The organism is Psychrobacter sp. APC 3279, from assembly GCF_030407795.1.
GTDB lineage: Bacteria > Pseudomonadota > Gammaproteobacteria > Pseudomonadales > Moraxellaceae > Psychrobacter.
Genome location: NZ_JASDCR010000026.1, coordinates 1 through 22,772, shown reverse-complemented (window position 1 = coordinate 22,772; position 22,772 = coordinate 1). Strand labels below are relative to the sequence as shown.

Here is a 22,772-nt window from a genome sequence, read left to right as displayed (position 1 = left end):
GTAGTAATTCCAAATGTTTAGTAGTTCCAAATGTTCTAATTATCACTTATCGTACCGATTGCTGGTCTTCATTTTTTAACGTAGTTGAGTGTCATGCTGACAGAAAATACCCCGCCTAATAATGCTCCAGATGAAGATCCAGCACAGCGTGATGCCCGTGCCGTTAGGCGTTGGTATCCGTTGTCATTTCTGCTCAAACTTCTGGTATTGGTGCTTATCGTACTAGCGATTATGTTTGCCATATTCTTTTATGCAGCAGGTACTGACGCTGGTACGAAGTTTATATTAGAAAAAATCAGTGTTGAAACAGGTATTGATTTCAAATACGGACGCGGTAACTTGCGCGATGGTATTTGGGTCACCGATATCGATATTGAAGCGACTGAAGATCTTGAGATATTGGTAGATAAAGCCTATGTGAAAATAGGCTGGCGCGCAGTATTTGCAAAAGAAGTGCATTTAAGTGATGCAGACATTCAGACCATAGAGATTATCAATAAAAAACCGCCGACTGGTGAACCGTTTGATTATAAAACTTTAAAGTTGCCAGTAAACTTGCGTTTTGATCAAGCAAAAATTAAGAAAATTACTTATAAGCAAGTAACCAAAGATCCTATCGTTATTCAAGACATTACGGCGCGTGACCTGACGTGGGTAGGTAGTACGGTAACCGTTGGCCGTGGTGATTTGCAGTATGCTGATATCGTGAAAGTCAGTGCCTTACAAGGAGAGATCGACCTACAGGGCGACTATCCACTAGATTTGAGTGCGATTGCGGAAGTCAGCGCCCTTGAAAAAGCCTATATCGACCCGTTAAACATATCTGCAACGGGATCGCTCAAACGTACTGTTGGTAAAGTACGCAGTCGTTATAACGATAGCGATGTGAGAGGCGACTTTGTAGTACAGGGGTTAGATGCAGGTGCGCCGTTTGATGCAAAACTACAGTGGGATGATATTCTTATCCCTTACGCTGATAGCCAAAACATTCGCCTACAAAGCGGTACAGCCACAGCTTCTGGTGTCATCTCTGAGATACGATTGCGTATCAATACTGAATTGACGGCCAAAGACATTCCATCAGGTCATTATCAAGGCCGCGCCGTTATCGCCAACAGTCAGCTACGTATAGATCGCCTAGATGCTGACGTGCCAGCGGGACGTTTGGCATTACAAGGTATTCTAGATTGGAAAGACAGCTTTGAAGCCACGGTACGTGCGACGGGTAGTAACTTTGATATTCGCCAAGCTATTCCGGATGAATATACTGACTTCAAAGCTTATGCCCCGCAAACTCTAAACGGTAGGCTGTCATTGCGTTATCAGCAGCAGAATTCTACTGGTAATACGCAGATTGATGCAGATTTGCGTCAGCGCGATGGTGAGCATATCAATGCCAATATGGTCCGTGGTAAAACCTCTGCTAAATCTAAGCAAGTCGCGCCTTGGTATATTGATGCTAACTGGAAAAACTTAACCCGCCGCAACGTACCCAATATTGGCAATATCGACAGTCCTAGTGGGCAGGCAGACGTCATCGTTCGTGGTTCGACCTTATCAGTCGATGCCAATGCCGTTATCAATGAGCTAAATGCTGCCCCCAAGGGCAACTATGATTTACGTATACGTAAGGCTGGTGATGTCATAGATATCAATCGTCTTAATTATAACGGCATAGTAGGAGATTTATCCGGTACAGGACAGATTCAGTTAGCGAGCAAACAGCGTCCACTGACATGGCAGATTGATGCCAGTACCAAAGGTTTACTCCCTAAGAAATATCGTAGCGATTTACCGCTTGAGCGCCTAACAGGTAGTATAAGTGCGCGTGGTCGATTGCTAAACATCACCAAAAATGGTGTCAGCGGACAGCGTCACGTGATTACTTTAAACAATACTGATATGCAAGCGCAGCTCGATGCGACGCAAGCGGATCGTGCTATCGGTATTACCGGTGCTGGTGATGCCAGTGTCGATATCGTAGGTGGTGAGCTGTCAGTATTTGATGCGCGTTTTGATGGTCGGATTGATACAGCAGATGTACCACAAGGACGTCTGTCTATCGATGCTGCGGGTACACCAAAGCTGATTAGTATTCGTAAGCTGAACTATAAAGGTGAAGCGGGCGCAGTTGATGCGAAAGGTGTTATCGACTTACGTAAAAATATCGGCTGGAATATAGATGGTCGTTTTGACCAGTTCAACTTGGGTTATTTTTTACCTAATAATCCAGCGATAATCACAGGCGATCTAAAGACCAGTGGCGAATGGCAAAATGCACCAAAAAACAGCAAAAATACTGCAGGTACTTTGCAGCGCTTTGCCGTAAATTTCAACGGCATATTAGATGCCGAGCAATTGCCAGCAGGTAAGCTGAATATAGAAGCCAGTGGTGACAGTCAGCTGATCCGTATCAATCGTTTCCATCATGTGGGTGCGGCAGGTAGTATCGATGCCAGCGGTACCGTTGATGTGCGTCAAGGCGTTGCATGGGATATCAACGCGGTGATGGATCGCTTTAACATTGGCTATTTCCTAAAAGATACCCCAAGCCTTATCACTGGTACGATTGATACAGATGGTCGCTGGAGTGACACGCAGCAGATTGTCAATATTAAACAAGTCAATCTGAATGGCATGCTAAAAGGGCAGCAACTGAGTGCCAAAGGCAGCCTATCAGCGAAGATGCGTCTGCCTAAAGACTTAGCAAGTTATTTTAAACAGCTTCAGACCCAAGATGCCCAAGCACAGTATAAGCAAGTAAATGCTTTGATTGATAGCCTAAATGCTAATAACCTTGTGCTGCGTTGGGGTGACAACTATGTCACGGCTAACGGCAATGCCAAGCAGCTACAAACCAAAATTAACATCACCAGTCTAGATCAGCTGTCTAGTCAACTGGCTGGCAAAGTCACTGGGGGTGCCACGCTGTCTCAACCAGCTGGTCAAGCACTGCCTACTATTTATATTGATTTGGTCGGTGAGCGACTCGCGCTACCTGGCTTTATATTGCGTCAAGGCCGTGTACGCGGCAAGCTTGTCAACTTGGCTAATAGCCCAAGCCAGTTAATCGTGACGGCTGAAGGCCTAGATGCTGCTGGTCAAAGTTTCGATAGTGTTAAAGCGTCTTTTAATGGTACCGAAAAGTCTCATGTGGTCGATCTCAATGTGGCCAATAAGCAACTCGATGTCGGCGCTAGGCTAAAAGGTGGTTTTGATCGAGACAGGCTAAGCTGGTCAGGTGTCATTGGAAAAGGCCGCATTAAATCTAAATATGCGACTTTGAATCAATTGCAACCTGCACAGCTGATTGTGAATTTACCTTACAATCAGGGTGGTGAGAATCGTGATCTAAAAGTACAGCTTGCTGCTCATTGTTGGCAGGCCACGGATCAAACTGGCAAGCTCTGTCTACGAGAAAAACTAGTGGCATCGCCAGACCAAGGTGAAGTCAATGTAGCGTTGCAGAATTTAGACACGTCGTTATTCTCAGTATTCTTGCCAGAAGATATTGACTGGAATGGCAAGATTAATGGTAAAGCAATCGTCGGATGGCAACGTGGTCGTCCGCCAACCATTAATACCACGCTATACTCAGACAATGGCAAGATAGGCCTCGTTCAAGATGGTGAAAGCACATCAATGACCTTGCCATACAAGCGTGTCTCTCTTATTGCTCTGTCTGTGCCTGAGGGCATTAAGCTGCGTACCGATATCAATACTGGACGCGGGGCGCGTGGCTATGCTGAGGTGATCGTCGATCCTTATAAAGACCCTAAACCAATCTCTGGTGCATTGGTGCTGAACGAGCTTGATCTTGCGATATTTAAGCCATTCTTCCCCGGTATGCGCGTCCTAAGAGGTAACGTCACAATGGCGGGTGGCCTAGGTGGCACCTTAACCAAACCGCAGTTCTATGGCGACGTAAAACTCTCTGACGGCCGTATAGCCATGCTTGATTTGCCAGTGAATCTGTCCAAAGTAAATGCGGCAGCCAAAATCCGTGGCACGCAAGCGACCATTGATGGCACATTCAATAGTGGTACAGGTGAAGGCGAATTGTCAGGGACAGTCAATTGGCAGCAAAAACTGCAGGCCAAATTAAGTATCGTTGGTGAAGGTCTAGTTATCACACAGCCGCCATTACTGGTTGCTGAGATTGATCCTGATATTGATATTATCGTGCGCCCAGGCGACCGTTATGTTGATATAAAAGGGGCGATCAGTGTGCCGTCTGCGACCATTCGTCCGCCTGAGGCCAGTGAAGATATTATCACTCAAACCGAAGATGCAGTCGTACTAGATCGCCGTTTGATTGGTAATATCGATGAAGTACTGGCTATCTCAAAACCTTGGTCAATCAATGCGGATATCGGTGTTGATTTGGGCGATGATATCAACTTCCGTGGTTTTGGCGCCGTCATTCCATTGGCAGGTGCGATTAATGTTACGCAGAATGGTACAGGTATCATGCGTGCCAGAGGTGTTGTACAGGTCTCACGCCGTACCAATATCAATGCCTTTGGCCAAAGCCTAGAGCTGAATTATGGTCAAGTTCGTTTCAATGGTGATGTGATGAAACCGAGTTTGAGCATTGAAGCAGCCAAAACAATTAATGGCAAAACAGTCGGTCTGCGTGTCAAAGGAACGACCGAAAGCCCCAATATTATCGTCTTTAACAATGCAGGACTAACCCAGCAGCAGGCAATGAATGCGTTGGTAACAGGCCGCATTGATAACAAGAGCGCGACGCAAATCAGTGAGCAAGGGTTTAAGTCGCAAGTGACCAATAATTTGGCCGCTGCTGGATTGAGCTTCGGTCTGAGTGGTACTCGTAGCCTGACCAATCAAATCGGACAAGCGTTCGGCTTGCAGAGCCTGACAGTCGATGCCTCAGGTAGTAGCGAGGACACCAATGTCAACGTCACAGGTTACGTAACCCCTGATTTGTACATTCGCTATGGCGTAGGTGTTTTCAATGCGCAAAACAGTCTTTCTGTTCGTTATCAATTGACACGCCGTATCTATGTAGAAGCAAGCTCAGCAGCTGAAAATGCAGTAGATGTGGTCTATAGTTGGCAGTTCTAAATTGTTTATTTAGAGGACAATTGCTTTTTGATCAAATTTGATTGAGTTAGCTTCTAAAGTGATTTTTAAAATATATGACCTATAAAAAAACGCCTCATAACGAAGGCGTTTTTTTATAGAAGTATTGAAACAGATACTATTGAAATAGACGTTACTTGGTTAGAATCAAGCGATTGTTGCGAGTTAGGCGTAGTCGATACTCTTCGCCTTCATGCTCGATACGTACCTCTTTAGTCAGTGCAAATAGATGTTGTGATTGCAAAGTAGGCAGACGGTTTTCACGACAGTTTAAATAACGAGAGATGACCATGCTCATAGTAAATTCCTTTTGAGAAGAAGTGGCTTAAAAAATTGACTAACCATAGCGTAATTGTTTTTAACGATAATAATTATCATTTAGATTTGATAAATTTGCAAGGCAATTGATAAAATAAAATGCAGTTATTATGTAAACTTATCTAAGTTCGCTGTCATAAAAAATCTGTAATGGGTTTTTTATCTATATAAATTAATAGGTTAGGTAATAAATTAAATAAATAATCTAGCCTATAAAAACTATTAAATTACTAAAAATGATCAGAGTAAATACCGAAATAAAGGATATAAGTATGTTAAACGGGTCAAATCAACAATCAGAGACGAAGCCAGAAAGTAAGACAAATAGTAAGACGAAAACTAACAAACCCAGCATTGTAAATATCGTAAATGTTGCAGTGGCTGTCATTCATTATGAAGATCAGTATTTGCTTGGGTTTCGAGATGCTACTCAGCATCAGGGAAATCGTTACGAGTTCGTCGGCGGAAAGATAGAAGCGAATGAGTCAGCAGCGCAGGCGTTGATAAGAGAAGTGGCTGAAGAGACGGGTATCTTACTTGATGATAATACTATCGTTAAGCTTGGACGTTTGCATCATGATTATGGCGACAAGCAGGTCAGCTTACAGGTTTATAAGATTGAGCTGACAGCAAAGCAGTACGAGCAGCATAGACACTGTGATCAGGGTTTAGAAGGGCAGACATTAACTTGGGTGAGCAAATCACAGCTTTTGGCAGGAGCGTATCATCTGCCCGCTGCTAATAAGACAATCCTTGAATGGTTGAAACTTCCATCGAAGATAGCGATTACTTATCCTCTAGCACATTTTGGCACACACACTGATGCAGCCGCGGCATGGCTACAGTATCATCAAGAAAATCTAGCATCAGAGTCGTGGGTATATATCCGCTTGAAGGATGCAAATTCTAAGCATCTTGCTGAGCAATTGATAACGGCACGTCCAGATATTTTAGCGATTTTACCTAGTGATAATGAGCAGCCTTTAAATGGGCAAGGCTCACTAACCGCTAATGAGACAAAGATTGGCCAGCGGATAATTGCTAAGCATTTAACACAAACGGCACTGATGCAATGCTTTGATGAGGATGGCAGTTCTACAGCTCTAACGCAGTCGTTATCTAAAGACCATCCGCTTATCGTCAGCTGCCATGACATCGCGAGCATAACGGCAGCCAATCAACTTGCCAGCATGCGCATACAGAATGCATTGCCACCAGTGATTGGTACTTTCGTATCGCCTGTGCTCGCCACCCAAACGCATCCTGACGATACACCGCTTGGCTGGGAAGCATGGTCAGGGTTAGCAGAGTTAGCTGATATGCCTGTTATTGGGTTAGGTGGTCTAGAGCCTGCTATGCTCAATCAAGCATTGCAGTATGGCGGTATCAGTGTGGCAGGTATTCGTCAGTTTATATAATCCGCATGACTCAAAAAAGCTATAGGGAATCCATCGTGTCATTTGCCTGAATGTGACCCGTATTAGACTTGCATATTAAGCTTAGTAAGTTCAAATAACGGATTTTTAACTTAGTTATCCAGTAAGTAACTGTGTGGTTATGATGTGTTCAAACAACACTCAAACCCCATAGTTACTTACAAACCGTTGCGTTTTCCTACATTGCACTACTGTTTTAATAGTCCAGTTGTCCTTAATATATATTGCATATCTACGATACGTTGATCTTATTTCTATAGACGAGTGACTAACCAAAAGTAATGCTCAAAATACAATAATAAAAAAGCTTTTGTAGAGTCAAGTTTTGCACGAATAATTTATACCAAAGCAAATGGCTTTTAGAAAACGAGACCAAATAGATGCCGTACATAAAGCGTTTTTAACAATCACTATTTAAGAATGGTACTCCTATGAAAACCAATAAGTTACCTGAGTCAGCATGGACTGATTCACAGGCAGCTGGTTCTCAACTTCAGCAGCCTAAGCAATCGCTCAATGACAATGAATATGGCGATGATACACAACAGACAAACCAAGCTAGTAACGATGCTAGCTATAATCACGACAGCTCGAATGGCGAATATTCGCACCATCTGGCAAAAAACACGTCTTCGCAAGACAGCTATTTTGGATACAAAAGCGCCGACAAAAGCCTTAGGGCAAAAGAGTCAGCTATGAGTAACAATGAGATAAGCAAAGATCTAAAAAATAGCAATGAGGACAATCATGACGTGGCTGGTGGCTACAGATCATCTGGCTATAAGTCAGCGCGAAATAAGCAGCCACAAAAGCTGAATGAAGATGAGCCATTAATGTCGGGACTGTTAGAGGATCAAATAGATAATCTAAACAGTGGTTCTGAACAGGCTGTCGACGCTGAGAAAATCAATGATACATCAGCAAATAATTCATCCTACAAAGAAATACCGGAGCGCATATTTATGAATGGACTGATCAAACATACAGGCATTGCCTTAGCGATTATTATACCGTTAGCAGCGTTCTCAGCCTATGCGGCCACGCCGCCAGTGAACATGGCAACCAACAACACGGCAACTAATGAAATGTCTGATGATGCGATGAGTGAGAAGACCACGACCGATATGCTGTCGGTTAAGCCAAGTGATATTATTCATAAATCTGCAAGTACGCCAACTACTGTAGATAGCGTAGATCTAAATACCTATGCAGGTACTTGGTATGAAATTGGCCGTTTGCCGATGTATTTCCAGCGCAAGTGTGCTGGTGATGTGACAGCCAATTATGCTCAAAAAGATGATGGCTCAGGAATCACGGTTACTAACAAATGTGTGAGCGAGGATGGTTCAGGTATTGTTGCAGAAGGTTTGGCTAAGCCAGTCGATGAAAGCGGCAGCAAACTAAAAGTGACGTTCTTACCAAAGTGGATTCGCTGGATTCCAGTCGGCCGTGCTGATTATTGGGTGCTGGCACGTGATGCAGATTACAAAACCGCGCTAGTAGGGACGCCTGATAAAAAATACTTATGGTTACTAGCACGCTCGCCAAATATCAGTCAGGAAACGTATACTAAGTATCGTCAAATTGCTCAGCAGCAAGGTTATGACTTAAAAGAGTTTACATTGACGTCGCAGAGTAATCAAACGGTGAATCTAGCACCATAATAGATGTAACTGAATTTACTGCTTTAATTAAACCATATAGCGATTAGTATTTTATTACGTCTCGAATAAGGCAGCATATATAGCTGCCTTTACTTTTATTACTAGCTGTATATGAGAACTATATATAAGAGCTATATAAGATATAAGAGAATGAAACCTATTATGCACGCTAGCTAATCGGTTACTACTGGCAAAATGAGGCGTTTTAGGCTAAAATCTAGGCGATTCAAATACTCTAGCGTCAATAACCCATATTGATAGTGGTTGATTATCATATTAGAGTCGCCATTTAGAGTATACACGACCTATCTATTTTACACTTCTTCATATTTTATTGATCATACATTACTGACCATAAGGATGTTTCTCGTGAGCAACGCTGATACCTTACGCCAATTACATCAAGACCACTTGAACAACTACAACAATCAAGAGCAACAAGCGATTGAGCTTATGGGGCTACTAAACAAGCTCTATAACAAGCAAGACGTACAAGTGACTTTGTTTGGCGAAACGCTAGACTCTACCTCAGTTGGTCAAATACTTGCTTTACATCAAAAAGTAGCACTACGCGATCACGGAGCAAAAGCTATCGATATCGCTGATACTCTAGCGATGGTAAAAGTTATTTCAGAAAATACTGATATTCAAGCCACTCGTATCGATGTTGGTCAATTGATTGCTAATGATACTGACTTACAGACTGCTTTACAGTCTATCAATAACGCTGGTGCTGTAAATGGCGCAACGGACGTTGTGCTGTATGGTTTTGGCCGTATCGGTCGTATTTTGACTCGTCTGCTATTGTCACAAGCCTCAAGCGCGAAAGGTCTACAACTAAAAGCGATCGTTGTACGTCCAGCCGCTGCTGGTGACTTGGCTAAACGTATCTCATTGCTTGAGCGTGACTCAATTCATGGTAGATTCTTAGGCGGCATCAGCATTGACGATGATAATAACGGTATGATCGTTAATGGTCGTTTTGTACAAGTTATCTATGCCAAAGACCCAGGCGAAATCGACTATACTGCTTATGGTATCGATAATGCTCTTGTTATCGATAACACGGGTATTTGGAAAGACGAAGCAGGCCTTGGTAAGCATCTGCAGTCTACTGGCGTGAAAAAAGTACTATTAACAGCACCTGCTGGCGGTGATATTAAAAACGTCGTTTATGGTGTGAACAATGATACCGTTGGTGATGATACGATCGTTAGTGCGGCTAGCTGTACGACCAATGCGATTACACCAACGTTGAATGTATTGAATGATGAGTACGGTATTGTAAATGGTCATGTAGAGACTATCCACTCATTTACCAATGATCAGAACTTGGTTGATAACTATCATAAAGCAGACCGCCGTGGTCGTAGTGCTGTGATGAACATGGTTATCACTAGTACTGGTGCTGCAAAAGCTGTTGGTAAAGCATTGCCAGAACTAAACGGTAAGCTAACGGGTAACGCTATTCGTGTACCAACACCAAACGTCAGCCTAGCAATCTTGAACGTGAATCTGAAAACTGCTCCAGCAAGCGCTGATGCGTTAAATGAGTTCTTGCGTAAAATGGCTAATAGCAGCACTTGGCAGTCGCAGATTGCTTATACAGATTCTACAGAAGCGGTATCAACGGATTTCGTTGGTACGACTCATGTGGGTATTATCGATGCTCAAGCCACTATTTTGACTGACAACCAAGCCATCGTATATGTTTGGTATGACAACGAAGTAGGTTATAGTACTCAGGTATTGCGTTTGGCGACGCAAATGGCCGGAATCAGCTACGCTCAGATTCCAGCATAGATTACTAAATACAGTAGAGCAATAACGTCATACCAAGTATAGTAGAGCTATCGTGTCACAAGAATGGCGCTGCAGCAGATGCTACTTTGAATAGCTTGGTAGTACTTTAACTGTCATACTTAAACACCCGATAGTCCGATTGATTATCGGGTGTTATTGTCATAATGGGCACTAAGTAAAAGTAGTATTTATACAGTGTTTATTTTGACGCAACAACATAGCAAAACCCCAAAATACAACCGTTGGTTGTAACCAGTTTATAGACTGGATTGTGAATTAAGGAACGTAAGATGCGATTTATTGATGAAGCCGTCGTAACGGTAAAAGCAGGTGACGGTGGTAACGGAATCGCCAGTTTTCGCCGAGAAAAGTATGTCCCACGTGGTGGACCTGATGGTGGTGATGGCGGCAAGGGCGGAGATGTGTATGTCATTGCAGAAGACAACACCAACACCTTAGTCGACTATCGTTATACGCGTCGTCATGACGCCATGCGTGCTGAGAACGGCCATAGTAGAAACTGTTCAGGTAAAGGGTCTGATGATCTTTATTTACCAGTACCAGTTGGTACCACGGTAGTTGATACCGAGACAGACGAAGTATTGGGCGATTTGATTGAGATTGGCCAGACACTACTGATTGCCAAAGGTGGTGATGGTGGTCTGGGTAATACCCATTTTAAAAGCTCGACCAACCAGGCACCGCGTAAAGCGACGTCAGGTTTTGAAGGCGAGCTAAAAGTTCTTAAGTTTGAGCTAAAAGTAGTCGCTGACGTTGGTTTGATTGGTTTGCCTAATGCCGGTAAATCGACCTTTATCCGTCAAGTCTCTGCTGCTAGACCAAAAGTGGCTGACTATCCGTTTACTACCCTAGTACCAAACTTGGGTGTGGTCGATATTGGTCGTCATCGCTCGTTTGTGATGGCAGATATTCCTGGTCTTATTGAAGGCGCATCAGAAGGCGCAGGACTTGGTATTCGCTTTTTAAAGCATGTTGCGCGTACACGTCGTCTGTTACACTTAGTTGATGTTAAGCCTGTTGATGGCAGCGATCCAGTCGAGAATGCTCGCGTTATCTTAAACGAGCTTGAGCGTTTTTCTCCTGAATTGGCCAACTTACCGCAGATTTTGGTATTAAACAAAATCGATCAGGTCAATGATGGAGATTTGAATGCGCTTTGTACCCATATTGTGGCAGAGCTTGGTTGGACTGGTATGGTCTTCCGTACCGCAACGCTAACTGGTGAAGGCGTTGACGCAGTTAAATATCATTTGATGAATGATATCGAACTTGAGCGTGAGCGTGAAATAGAAGATCCTATCTTCGCTGAAGCACAAAAAGAACGTTTTGAGCGTCTAGAAGCTGAAGTACGTCTTAACACTGAAGCACAGCGTGAAGCATATCGTGCGGCTCGTAAAGCAGCACGTGAAGGCTTGGATGCGTCTGATTTTGACGACGATGATGACGATGGCGTTGAGGTAATGTACGTTCCTTAAGCTAGTATGCTTGAGCAGTTATACTTGAATTGTGAATTTAATCCCTACAATCAATTAATATGAAAAAAAGGAGTTTATATGGCAGATGACATAGCAAACACGATGGAAGAAGCAAGATTTGTTAAGCAAACTCGCAACTTTGATATTCAGCGCGTTATTGTCAAAATTGGTTCATCACTATTAACCAATAACGGTCGAGGGCTGGATCGTACTGCCATATATGAGTGGGCAAAGCAAATTGCTAAGCTGCACAAAAAAGGCGTTGAGGTACTGCTAGTATCATCAGGTGCCGTTGCTGAAGGTGTGGTACGTATGAACCTTGAGGAACGCCCCAAAAAACTAGCAGCACTACAAGCCTGTGCTTCTATTGGTCAAATGGGGTTGATTGAAACATGGTGGTCAGCTTTGATTCAGCATGGCATTCAAAGCTCGCAGCTACTGCTAACTCATGATGATTTGTCTAATCGTAGCCGTTACCTCAACACGACGGGTGCGCTGACACAGTTATTAGAATGGCGCGTACTACCTGTTATCAATGAAAACGATACCATTACGATTGATGAGATTAAATTTGGCGATAACGATACCTTGGGTGCGATGGCAGCCGCAATGGTTAATGCTGATTTGTACATTATCTTAACCGATCAAGAAGGTGTCTTCACTGATAACCCACGTGATAATCCTGACGCTAAGATGATTCGTCAAGAACGTGCAATGGCTGATTATTTATTTGATATTGCAGGAGACGGCGGTAAGCTTGGACGCGGTGGTATGTTGACCAAAATCCGTGCTGGACGCCTTGCGGCAATGGGTGGCTGTCCTACCGTTATCGTCAGCGGTGCTATCGATGATGTTATCACTCGTGTGGTATCAGGTGAGGCTGTAGGTACGTTACTGACGACTAATGACGAAGATAAAATTATCGCGCGTAAACAGTGGCTAGCTGCGCATCTGCGGATGTCAGGTAGCTTGGTCGTTGATGCAGGCGCTGCAAGAGCATTGACTGAGCACAATAGAAGTTTATTACCAGTGGGTGTTGTAGAAGTGCAGGGCGGATTTGATGAGGGTGATGTGGTAGAAATCATACATCAAGATACTGGCGAACGTATTGCCGTTGGGCAGGTAAACTTCTCATCGAATGATGCGCGCCGCGTCGCTCGTGAGCGTACTGAACAGTTCGATAAGATCTTTGGTAGTAGCGAAGAGCGTGTCGTCATGGTACACCGCGACAATCTTGCATTAACTGTATAGCGCTTTCGTATAACCTTTTTTATTCAACTTATTTTATCCAGCACAATATCCATTTATAAATATGGATATTGTGCTGTTTTGGAGATTTGTAAATGAGTGCTTCAGACGGTAGTAACTCGGTTCAGCAACAGTTTGCACCTTTAAAAAATGATAGATTGCTACGTGCATTACGTTTTGAGCCCATCGATACCACACCGGTATGGATGATGCGCCAAGCTGGTCGCTATTTACCAGAATATAAAGCCACTCGTGCTGAAGCGGGTGACTTTATGAGCCTGTGCAAAGATACAGACCGGGCTACTGAAGTGACTCTACAGCCATTGCGCCGTTATGATTTAGATGCTGCTATCTTGTTTAGTGATATTCTAACTATCCCTGATGCGATGGGACTGGGCTTGTATTTCGAAACGGGTGAAGGCCCTAAGTTCAAACATCCTATTCGTGAGCAGGCTGATCTTGATAGATTGCCAGTGCTTGAGCCAAACGACTCTCTAGACTATGTAATGCGAGCTGTAACCAGCATTCGTAAAGCATTGAATGGTCAAGTGCCATTGTTTGGATTTTCTGGTAGTCCGTGGACGTTGGCTACTTATATGATAGAGGGCGGTAGCTCGAAAGATTATCGTTATACCAAAGGCTTTTTGTATAGTAACCCTGATTTTCTACATCAGTTATTAGACAAGCTTGCGACGTCAGTTATTGATTATTTAGATGCCCAAATCGTCGCTGGTGCTCAAATTGTACAGATATTTGATAGTTGGGGCGGGGCGTTAGGCCATCGTCAATTTATCGAATTTTCACACATTTATAATAAACGTATTGTCGCCGAACTAAAGGAACGTCATCCACAAGTACCTGTAGTGCTATTCACTAAAGGTGGTGGGTTATGGCTTGATATTCAGGCTGACAGCGAAGCAGATGTGCTAGGTCTAGACTGGACGATGCCGATTGATCGTGCACGTCAAGTATTGACTGAAAGTCAGCGTCAATTAACCAAAAAGCATAAAAAACTGCAAAGCAGCAAAGCTATCCAAGGTAACTTAGATCCAGCGACGTTATATGGTTCGCCTGCAACTATCCGTTCGGAAGTGAACGCCATGCTTGACCGTGCTTACGCTGATGGTGAAAAGACTGGTTACATAGCAAACTTAGGTCATGGTATCACCCAATGGGTTAACCCTGACAACGCCAAAGTGTTTGTAGATGCAGTACACGACTATAAAATTTAACAGTCAGAATATTTAGGGAGTGATTCTGTATTTGTAGAATTGCATGATTTGTAGAACTACACGCATTACAGGCAAATATAGAATCTATCAGTGCATATTGAGTATTTACCAAGAAAAGGGTGTTTTATGATTTCAGCAGCGATCGTCGGTGGTACAGGCTATACGGGTATTGAGCTTATTCGCCTATTATCTGCTCATCCTGAGGTTTCTATTGATTTATTAACTTCTCGTAGCGAAGCTGGCACTCGTGCTGATGAAATCTTCCCAAGCTTACGCGGTGTGTCTGACATCGTTTTTAGCGACTTGGGTGATAATACGCTTGCTGCATTGCAAAAATGTGATGTTGTATTTTTTGCGACGCCGCACGGTGTTGCAATGAAGCAAGCTGAAGCGCTGACACAAGCTGGCGTCAAGGTTATCGATTTGGCTGCTGACTTTCGTTTGCAGTCACTGACTGACTTTGAGCATTGGTACAAGCAGTCACATGCTTGTCCTGAACTGTTGAAAACAGCAGTCTATGGCCTACCAGAAATCAATCGTGACAAGCTTGCGAATGCGTTACTAGTAGGCAACCCAGGCTGTTATCCAACCACTGCGATTTTGGGTCTAAAACCAATTATCGAAGCCCAGAATAAGCAAGAAGAGCGTTTGATTGAGTCTCGTATTGTAATTGATGCAAAATCTGGTGTGTCTGGTGCAGGCCGTCAAGCATCACTTGCACTTAACTATGCTGAGACAACGGATAGCTTTAAGGCTTATAGCGTCGAAGGCCATCGTCATTTACCTGAGATTGAACAGGGTGTTGCACAGTTATTAGACAGTCAGTTCGCGCATCGCATTCGCTTTTTGCCGCATTTAGTACCGATGATTCGGGGCATGCTAAGCTCTATTCATATGGAGCTGACCGATGCAGGTGCGGCTATCGATTGGCAGCAAGCGTTTGAAAATAGCTATGCGTCAGAGTTGTTTGTTGATGTCATGCCAAAGGGGCTTTATCCTGATACGCGCAGTGTTCGTGCTAGTAACCGTTTACGTATTGCGGTACATCAGGACAATGAGCGTGCTGAGCTAACAGTTATCGTTGTTCAAGATAACTTAGTCAAAGGTGCTGCTGGGCAGGCTGTGCAAAACATGAACGTGATGTTCGGTTTTGATGAGTCAATGGGGCTGAATTTTGCACCGATTGTTCCTTAATATCAACGACTTCATATTCCAATCATTCACATTTACGGTGCTAGGTATTGATTATAAATTCGGCTATAATGACTTGCCCTTACCCTTAAGAGATACTGTCTAAATGCGTGTTCAGCTCGTACTACGCTTTTGCTCACAGCCAGCACGTCTATCGTGTAAAGACTCGGTTATACCTAGCTTGGAGCGCAAACAGCATTCCTTCAGAAATAATAATGTCCCTATAAGTGGTATTGCTAGCTCACAACACGGCGCTTCTACATTGGTATTGGCACTGTTTGTAGTGGCCGTATTAGTGACAGCAGTGGTTGGGCTGGTATTCGGTCATAAGCTTGGTTACCAACGTGGCCTGCATTCGATGGAAACAGAAGCCAAGCAAGCAATCATCGATAGCACTGAAGCGACACAAGCGCTAGAAGATTTGCGCCTTAGCAATAAGATAGCTACTAACCAAGCGGCAACTGCCAAACAAGAACTGGCTATCAGTTTGGCTAATTTAAAAGAACTGCGTGAAAGCCAGCAAGAATTAGCAGTAGAAAATAAACAAGTGTCACAGCTCAATGAGCTATATTCAGATGTCATCCGTGAGAAAGGTGGTATGCCTTTACAGGTATTAGGTGCCAAAATTTCGCCACTACCTGAAAATGCTTTTGAGTATGGTTTTGATATTGGGATGCTCAGTAGCGATGGTCAAGCCAAACGCTTGAGGCCTGTATTGACGCTACTTAACAATGATGACCTTGTAGAAGTACCTCTTGACCCTGCATACCATATGATCGAAGGTATCGTTCGGATACGTGGTCGCTTTGTAATGCCATCAGGCTTTAGACCATTGCAAGCCAAGCTGACTTTGCAAGCTGGTGGTCAGAAAGTAGAGCAATTGTATGACTGGAAGCTCGGTGATAGTGTGGATAACATGCTACCATCGCTTTTAGATTTACCAGAAGTTGATGAAAGTCCTATCGTACCTTAATTACCTCATGTCTTATTGAAATACTCAGTGACGATGCTGTGGTTGAAATCGAAGCACAATAGCCCTATTTAGTGGTTGTGCTTTATACCATGCCTTATTGCCTGCCTTAACAATCTCTTCTATCTTAAACTTACCTTATAATTATATTTTGATTATGATGAAAAAAATGATATCACAAGCCACGCCAACGGTTGCTGATTGGCACTTTCCCAATATGCCTGCTCATCGTGCACAAGACGGTGATACCGATGGTGAAACGTCACCGCAAGCAGATGTATTGGTCGCAGAGCCTGAAGTAGCCAAACCGCCTATGTATGCGGTCGTTATGTACAATGACAACTACACGCCGATGGAGTTTGTTGTATACATATTGCAGTCAGAATTTCGTCATAGTATGGATTCTGCGGTCGAGATTATGCTGACTATTCATAATAGCAGCAAAGGTATTGCTGGCATTTATCCCAAAGATATCGCCGAGACTAAGGCCAAAAAAGTAAATAGTCTGGCACATCGTGAAGGTTATCCGTTATTGACCCAAATCGAACCACACCAAGGCGAGTAGAGCAATTTATTAATTTTTTATACTGATATATGGCTCTATTAAAGCTTTATCTAATATTTTGTACTTTTAAATAATTCATACCAGAGCTCACCTTTATAGTGAGCTTTTTTGACTTTCCAGTCACCCCTCTTATATACGAAATTTGACTCTTAAAATAGTTTTATTATCCATATAGCATTGATTTCTATAGCAAATAACCCTATCTATTAAACAGTCTATTCAATAGTTTTAGACTAAGTATCTCCGTTGAATTTGCTAAAACCACGTCATTTCTAGCTTTTCAAATATCAATCTCTCTTTCTATCTAATCAGTTTTTCAACATTTAATATTCGTTATTAAGGTTGTCGCTACTAGCTTGTAGCACGCTTTGATACATTTTAGTCTGTGTTAATAGATTGACTCCGTTGAAGTATCGTGTTGATATAAAGAAAAGCGGCCATTGATAGTTATGATTACTGTTGGCTGATAGCGAGATTATAGTATTTAATCAATAGTCTACCGCTCACCTCATTTATTCATGACTTCTAATAATACGAATATAGCCCTTGAACAATTCATCTACCGCCCTGATTTACTTACTAACTCATTCATAAAACTATCAATTATAAAGATAGATATAACCGTAGGAAGTTGTTATGTTAAGTCGTCATCTTGAAGTTTCTCTACGTTTAGCAATGACGCTTGCGCGCCAAAAATCGCATGAGTATCTCACTGTTGAACACTTGCTTTTGGCCTTATTAGAAAACACTCATGCTGCCAATACGTTGACTGCTTGTAATGCTAATGTCTCGGCGTTGCGTACTGAGCTTGAGATTTATATTAATAAACACACGCCAACCATCGATGCTGATACAGAACAGTCACCGCAGCCGACTCAAAGCTTTGATCGTATCTTGCAGCGTGCTATTTTTCACGTGCAGTCGATCGGTGGTGGTCGTCTGGTGGAAGGGTCTGATATTTTGGTCTCTATGTTTTCAGAACATGATACCTATGCTGTCTACCTGCTTAAAAAACAAGGCATCAGTCGCCTTGAGTTAACCCAGTATTTATCACACGGCCAAGATAAAGAAGAGCCTTCTGAATCACGCGGTTCTGCAGGCACTGAGCGTCGTAGTGCCTCTGAAAAGACCAGTAAAGATCCCTTAGTTGAATTTGCGACCAATCTAAACCAGCGAGCTGCTGAAGGTAAAACCGATCCTTTGATTGGACGTGCTTCTGAAATTGAACGTGCTGCCCAAGTACTGTGCCGTCGTCGTAAAAATAACCCATTGCTAGTAGGTGAGCCTGGTGTAGGTAAAACCTCTATCGCTGAAGGTCTGGCATGGTTAATTATTAACGATAAAGCACCAAAGCCACTTAACGGTTGCGTGATTTACAGCCTTGATATCGGTTCACTGATTGCGGGAACCAAGTATCGCGGTGACTTTGAAAAACGCATGAAGTCATTGCTTGATGCGCTAAAGAAAAAACCAAATGCTATTCTTTTTATTGATGAAATTCATATGATTATTGGTGCTGGTTCATCTATGAGCAGCAATATGGATGTATCGAACCTTATCAAGCCAGCGCTTGCTAACGGTGAGCTGCGTTGTATTGGTTCAACGACCTTTACTGAGTATCGCCAAGTATTTGAAAAAGACCATGCATTGTCGCGTCGTTTCCAAAAAATCGATGTCAAAGAACCTAGTGTGGATGACACCATCGATATCCTGCGTGGCCTAAAACCTCGTTATGAAGAATTCCATAATGTTGAGTATACGGATGAAGCGTTGGTCACAGCGGTACAGTTATCAGCCAAGCATATTCATGAGCGTTTTTTACCTGATAAAGCCATTGACGTGATTGATGAAGCAGGTGCGTACAAGCGCTTAGGCGTGGTGCCTGATGTCGATGATATCGAAGCGGAAGAAAGTTTCATTGCTGATTTAGAGCAAGATTTTGATGCGCAGATTGATGCTGATATCGAAGGTATCGATGGTGATACAGACAATGAAATGCAGGATGAAGCAGCGACTGCGAAAGCAAGCGATAGTGCTAAACCAGCAGATGGTGTGAAATTATCAAAAGGTCAAAAGCCACCGATGAAAATCGATGTGGCTGATATCGAGGCTATTATTGCTAAACTGGCACGTATTCCACCTAAATCTGTATCGAGTGATGACAAGAGTATCCTTGAGCATTTAGATCGAGATCTGAAGCACTTGGTATTTGGTCAAGATGAGGCGATTGCCACGTTAGCCGATGCTATCAAGCTATCACGTGCAGGATTAAAAGCACCAGATAAGCCAATCGGTTCGTTTATGTTTGCAGGTCCGACTGGTGTGGGTAAAACAGAAGTGTCACGTCAGCTAGCCAACTTGCTAGGTGTAGAGTTAGTACGCTTCGATATGTCAGAGTATATGGAAGCGCACACGGCATCACGCTTGATCGGTGCGCCTCCGGGTTATGTTGGCTATGATCAAGGTGGTTTGCTCACTGAAAAAATCAATCAGCATCCACATTGTGTGTTGTTGCTTGATGAGATTGAAAAGGCGCATCCAGATGTCTTCAACTTGTTACTACAAGTAATGGATCATGGTACGTTAACTGATAACAATGGTCGTGTGGCAATCTTTAAGCAAGTCATCGTTATTATGACAACGAATGTTGGTGCTGATAGTATCAGTCGCTCGTCAATGGGCTTCACGCAACAAGACCATAGCCGTGATAATACAGAGTCGCTGAAACGTGTGTTTACGCCAGAGTTCCGTAATCGCTTAGATGCCATTATTCAGTTCAACCCTCTAGATACGTCAGTTGTTGTATCAGTTGTCGATAAGTTCTTGGTTGAATTGCAAGTACAGCTTGATGATAAGCAAGTGACATTAGAGATTGATGATGATGTACGTGATTACCTAGCAGATAAAGGCTATGACCGTCTAATGGGTGCACGTCCGATGCAACGTCTGATTCAGGATGAAATCAAAAAACCATTGGCAAGTATGATTTTGTTTGGTGATTTGGTCAATGGCGGTGTCGTACACCTGACCTTAGAGCCTAAAGTCGATGATTCCCAAGAGAATGATACAATGAAGCTTGATAAGGTATCAGACAAAGGCTCAGCTGATAGTCGTATTATTCTGACAGTTGTTGAAACTCATGAACCACAACCTGACTCTGAGTCTTTAGCCAGTTAAGTTGTTTAATGTTGATGTCAAAAAAACGGCTACCGTACTACTGCGGTAGCCGTTTTTTTATTGCTATAATTCATCAACAAAGCAAACACCATTTTTTGTTAGTATGATTATTTACAGTAAGCTAGCTTTAACAAAGCTATGGAACTTATAACAAGATAACAAGTATAAAAAGGACACACTATGGAACTGTTTGATGAACCGAAAACAAAGACTCCAGAACAAAAACAAGCGATTTTAGACAATGTCCGTTTACCAGAGGATTGGAAAACGGCATTAGCAGATGAATTAACGTCTGAGAATATGGACAATCTACGTGCGTTCTTAAAAGAGGCGTATCAGTCGGATGATAGTATCTATCCGCCTGCACCGTTGATGTTCAATGCGCTGAACCTTACGCCGTTATCGCAAGTCAAAGTGGTAATCTTGGGCCAAGATCCTTACCATCGTCCAGGTCAGGCTATGGGGTTATCATTTTCTGTTCCTAAAGCCATTCCAAAGCCACCATCATTGAATAACTTGCTCAAAGAAATGGCAGATGACATTGGTATTCGGCCTTCAGCACATGGTGATTTGACGTATTGGGCGCAGCAAGGCGTTCTACTGCTTAATAGCTCACTAACTGTGCGAGAAGGCGAGCCAAATAGTCATCAGAATAAAGGCTGGGAGCAGTTTACTGACGCTGTCATCGATGCAGTTAATGAACAGACAAAGCATACTGTGTTTATTTTGTGGGGTAGTAAAGCCCAGAAGAAAGGTAAGTATATCGATACGGATAAGCATTTGATTCTGACAGCGGTACATCCATCACCACTTGCGGCAAACCGTGGTGGCTTCTTTGGCACTAAACCTTTTTCTAAAACAAATGACTACTTGGCACAGTATGGCCAAACTCCAATTGACTGGCAATTACCACAATAAATGCAAAATATTCAGAATATAAGCTTAATACCATATCAATCTTTAACTATTCAATCCCACACCTTTTGGTTGGCTGAAGATATTAAATGGATGCGAGAGGCAATTGAACTTGCTCAGCAAGGTGCTGAGCGAGGAGAGGTGCCGGTAGGTGCGGTATTGGTACATGATCAGCAGATTATCGGCCAAGGATTTAATCAACCAATTAGTAGCCATGATGCTACTGCTCATGCCGAGATAGTTGCATTGAGAGACGCCTGTACGCGTTTAGAAAACTATCGACTGCCGCTACAGACTACTCTATATGTCACTCTAGAGCCTTGTACGATGTGTATCGGTGCTCTAATCCATGCGCGTGTAAATAAGTTGGTGTACGCAGCAAGTGAACCGCGTGCTGGTATGGTTGGTAGTCAAATGGACTTATCATTACAACCTTTCTACAACCATAGTATTCAAGCCTATAATGGATTATGCAGGGAGCATAGCAGTCAAATACTAAAGACATTTTTTCGTGAGCGTAGGCAAGCGGTAAAAAAGAATAAGGCCACTATGTAAACTCAAAACACTAATAAACAAGATATCAGTCTTGGTGCTAGTGGTCACGATGATTTTTTGCTATAATATTGCCCTATTTGATAGCACCCATCTTAATGGGCTATTAAAGACTTAACATACGAATAAATATTGTTTTATTAATGACATATGATAAGCGATATAAGTAACGCATATTATTGAGTAAGTATTATGACTAGTTCTACACCTGATAATGTTTTACTCAATACAGAGGATAGCCACACCTCATCAGTGCGCTACCCTGTTATTTGTATCGATGGTCCTAGTGGCGCTGGTAAAGGTACGGTCACATGGCGTCTGGCACAAGTGTTAGGCTATCAGTTGTTAGACTCTGGTGCGCTTTATAGAATTGTCGGACTAAAAGCCTTTGAAGCGGGTTTGATTAGCGCGGATGCCAGCCAACCAATTGACGAAGATGCTGTACTGGCATTGACTGAAAGCTTGGAGATAGCGTTTGTACCGAACAATGACTCAGGACGTGTAGATATCATTGTTAATGGACAAGCAGTAGGTGAGCAAGTACGCAATGAAACGGTCGGAGGCTATGCATCACAGATAGCTGTCTTTCCACAGGTTCGTCAAGCATTGCTAAAGCTACAACAAGATATGGCCACTCGTTCAGGTTTGGTTGCTGATGGTCGCGATATGGGTACGGTTGTTTTCCCAGATGCTGATGTTAAGGTGTTTTTGACGGCCAGTGCTGAAGCGCGTGCAGAGCGCCGTGTGACTCAGTTATTGAACGCTGGTCAAACAGAAGATTTTGAAGCGATTTTAGCGACGATAAAAGAGCGTGATGACCGTGATGAAAATCGTAGTACAGCGCCGTCGAAGCCTGCGGCAGATGCTTTATTGCTTGATAGTTCAGCGCTTAATGCTGATGCAGTATATGAGCAGGTCAAAAAGCATTGCCAAGATAAAGGTGTGTTTTTCACTAGTTAGTCATTTAATAGCTAGGGCGTGTCATCAATTAAGCCAAATGACACAAGAAACCAGATAAATAGCACTCAAGAAATGACGGGCTAACTTATCATAGCGAGTAGCAATCGCACGATACTGCTTAATCTTGGCAAAGAAGTTC

15 protein-coding genes and 1 pseudogene are annotated in these 22,772 nt (G+C 43.0%); 14 read left to right on the top strand and 2 right to left on the bottom strand.

The genetic code is table 11. The annotated features are described in order from the left end of the window. Nucleotides 1–93: 93 nt before the first annotated feature. On the top strand, nt 94–5,088 hold the full coding sequence (locus QL898_RS12910; RefSeq protein ID WP_290177095.1) for a translocation/assembly module TamB domain-containing protein: 4,995 nt from the start codon (nt 94–96) through the stop codon (nt 5,086–5,088). Nucleotides 5,089–5,239: 151 nt separating this feature from the next. Here QL898_RS12910 and QL898_RS12905 read toward each other — a convergent pair whose 3' ends face one another. Continuing rightward, nucleotides 5,240–5,404 (bottom strand): hemin uptake protein HemP, encoded by a 165-nt coding sequence (locus tag QL898_RS12905; protein ID WP_010200173.1) that lies wholly within the window; start codon nt 5,402–5,404, stop codon nt 5,240–5,242. Nucleotides 5,405–5,696: 292 nt separating this feature from the next. Here QL898_RS12905 and QL898_RS12900 point away from each other — a divergent pair, with 292 nt between their 5' ends. The 13 genes and pseudogenes from QL898_RS12900 (at nt 5,697) to cmk (ending at nt 22,633) form a co-directional block, all read left to right on the top strand. Next, on the top strand, nt 5,697–6,842 hold the full coding sequence (locus QL898_RS12900; protein WP_290177094.1) for an NUDIX domain-containing protein: 1,146 nt from the start codon (nt 5,697–5,699) through the stop codon (nt 6,840–6,842). 449 nt (nt 6,843–7,291) lie between these two features. Beyond that, nucleotides 7,292–8,524 (top strand): lipocalin family protein, encoded by a 1,233-nt coding sequence (locus QL898_RS12895; RefSeq protein ID WP_290177093.1) that lies wholly within the window; start codon nt 7,292–7,294, stop codon nt 8,522–8,524. Between the two features lie 360 nt (nt 8,525–8,884). Next, nucleotides 8,885–10,327, top strand: a complete 1,443-nt coding sequence (locus QL898_RS12890) for a glyceraldehyde-3-phosphate dehydrogenase (RefSeq protein WP_290177092.1) — start codon at nt 8,885–8,887, stop codon at nt 10,325–10,327. Nucleotides 10,328–10,617: 290 nt separating this feature from the next. Beyond that, nucleotides 10,618–11,823, top strand: a complete 1,206-nt coding sequence (cgtA, locus tag QL898_RS12885; protein WP_290177091.1) for an Obg family GTPase CgtA — start codon at nt 10,618–10,620, stop codon at nt 11,821–11,823. Nucleotides 11,824–11,901: 78 nt separating this feature from the next. Further along, the gene (proB, locus tag QL898_RS12880) at nt 11,902–13,074 is read left to right on the top strand and encodes a glutamate 5-kinase (protein ID WP_057759177.1); all 1,173 of its coding nucleotides are present in this window, start codon (nt 11,902–11,904) and stop codon (nt 13,072–13,074) included. Between the two features lie 92 nt (nt 13,075–13,166). Further along, on the top strand, nt 13,167–14,303 hold the full coding sequence (gene hemE / locus QL898_RS12875; RefSeq protein ID WP_191114928.1) for a uroporphyrinogen decarboxylase: 1,137 nt from the start codon (nt 13,167–13,169) through the stop codon (nt 14,301–14,303). 126 nt (nt 14,304–14,429) lie between these two features. Then, a complete protein-coding gene (gene argC, locus QL898_RS12870) occupies nt 14,430–15,497 on the top strand; it encodes an N-acetyl-gamma-glutamyl-phosphate reductase (protein WP_290177090.1) in 1,068 nt (355 codons plus the stop codon). A 103-nt stretch (nt 15,498–15,600) separates the two neighbouring features. Then, the gene (locus QL898_RS12865) at nt 15,601–16,467 is read left to right on the top strand and encodes a hypothetical protein (protein ID WP_290177089.1); all 867 of its coding nucleotides are present in this window, start codon (nt 15,601–15,603) and stop codon (nt 16,465–16,467) included. Between the two features lie 166 nt (nt 16,468–16,633). Further along, nucleotides 16,634–17,029, top strand: coding sequence for an ATP-dependent Clp protease adaptor ClpS (locus tag QL898_RS12860; RefSeq protein WP_101206289.1), 396 nt, complete (start codon nt 16,634–16,636; stop codon nt 17,027–17,029). A gap of 636 nt (nt 17,030–17,665) precedes the next feature. Then, nucleotides 17,666–20,062, top strand: a pseudogene (locus QL898_RS12855) (AAA family ATPase); the annotation flags it as partial. Nucleotides 20,063–20,386: 324 nt separating this feature from the next. Beyond that, nucleotides 20,387–21,124: a uracil-DNA glycosylase gene (locus tag QL898_RS12850; RefSeq protein ID WP_201548035.1), complete on the top strand. Its 738-nt coding sequence runs from the start codon at nt 20,387–20,389 to the stop codon at nt 21,122–21,124. Then, the gene (gene tadA / locus QL898_RS12845; protein WP_290177087.1) at nt 21,125–21,676 is read left to right on the top strand and encodes a tRNA adenosine(34) deaminase TadA; all 552 of its coding nucleotides are present in this window, start codon (nt 21,125–21,127) and stop codon (nt 21,674–21,676) included. It begins immediately after the preceding gene. A 189-nt stretch (nt 21,677–21,865) separates the two neighbouring features. Next, nucleotides 21,866–22,633, top strand: a complete 768-nt coding sequence (gene cmk, locus QL898_RS12840) for a (d)CMP kinase (protein ID WP_290177086.1) — start codon at nt 21,866–21,868, stop codon at nt 22,631–22,633. A 24-nt stretch (nt 22,634–22,657) separates the two neighbouring features. On the opposite strand, the gene QL898_RS12835 is transcribed toward cmk, so the two are convergent. After that, nucleotides 22,658–22,772: transposase (locus tag QL898_RS12835; RefSeq protein WP_201547709.1), on the bottom strand; the 115-nt coding region annotated here is incomplete at its 5' end.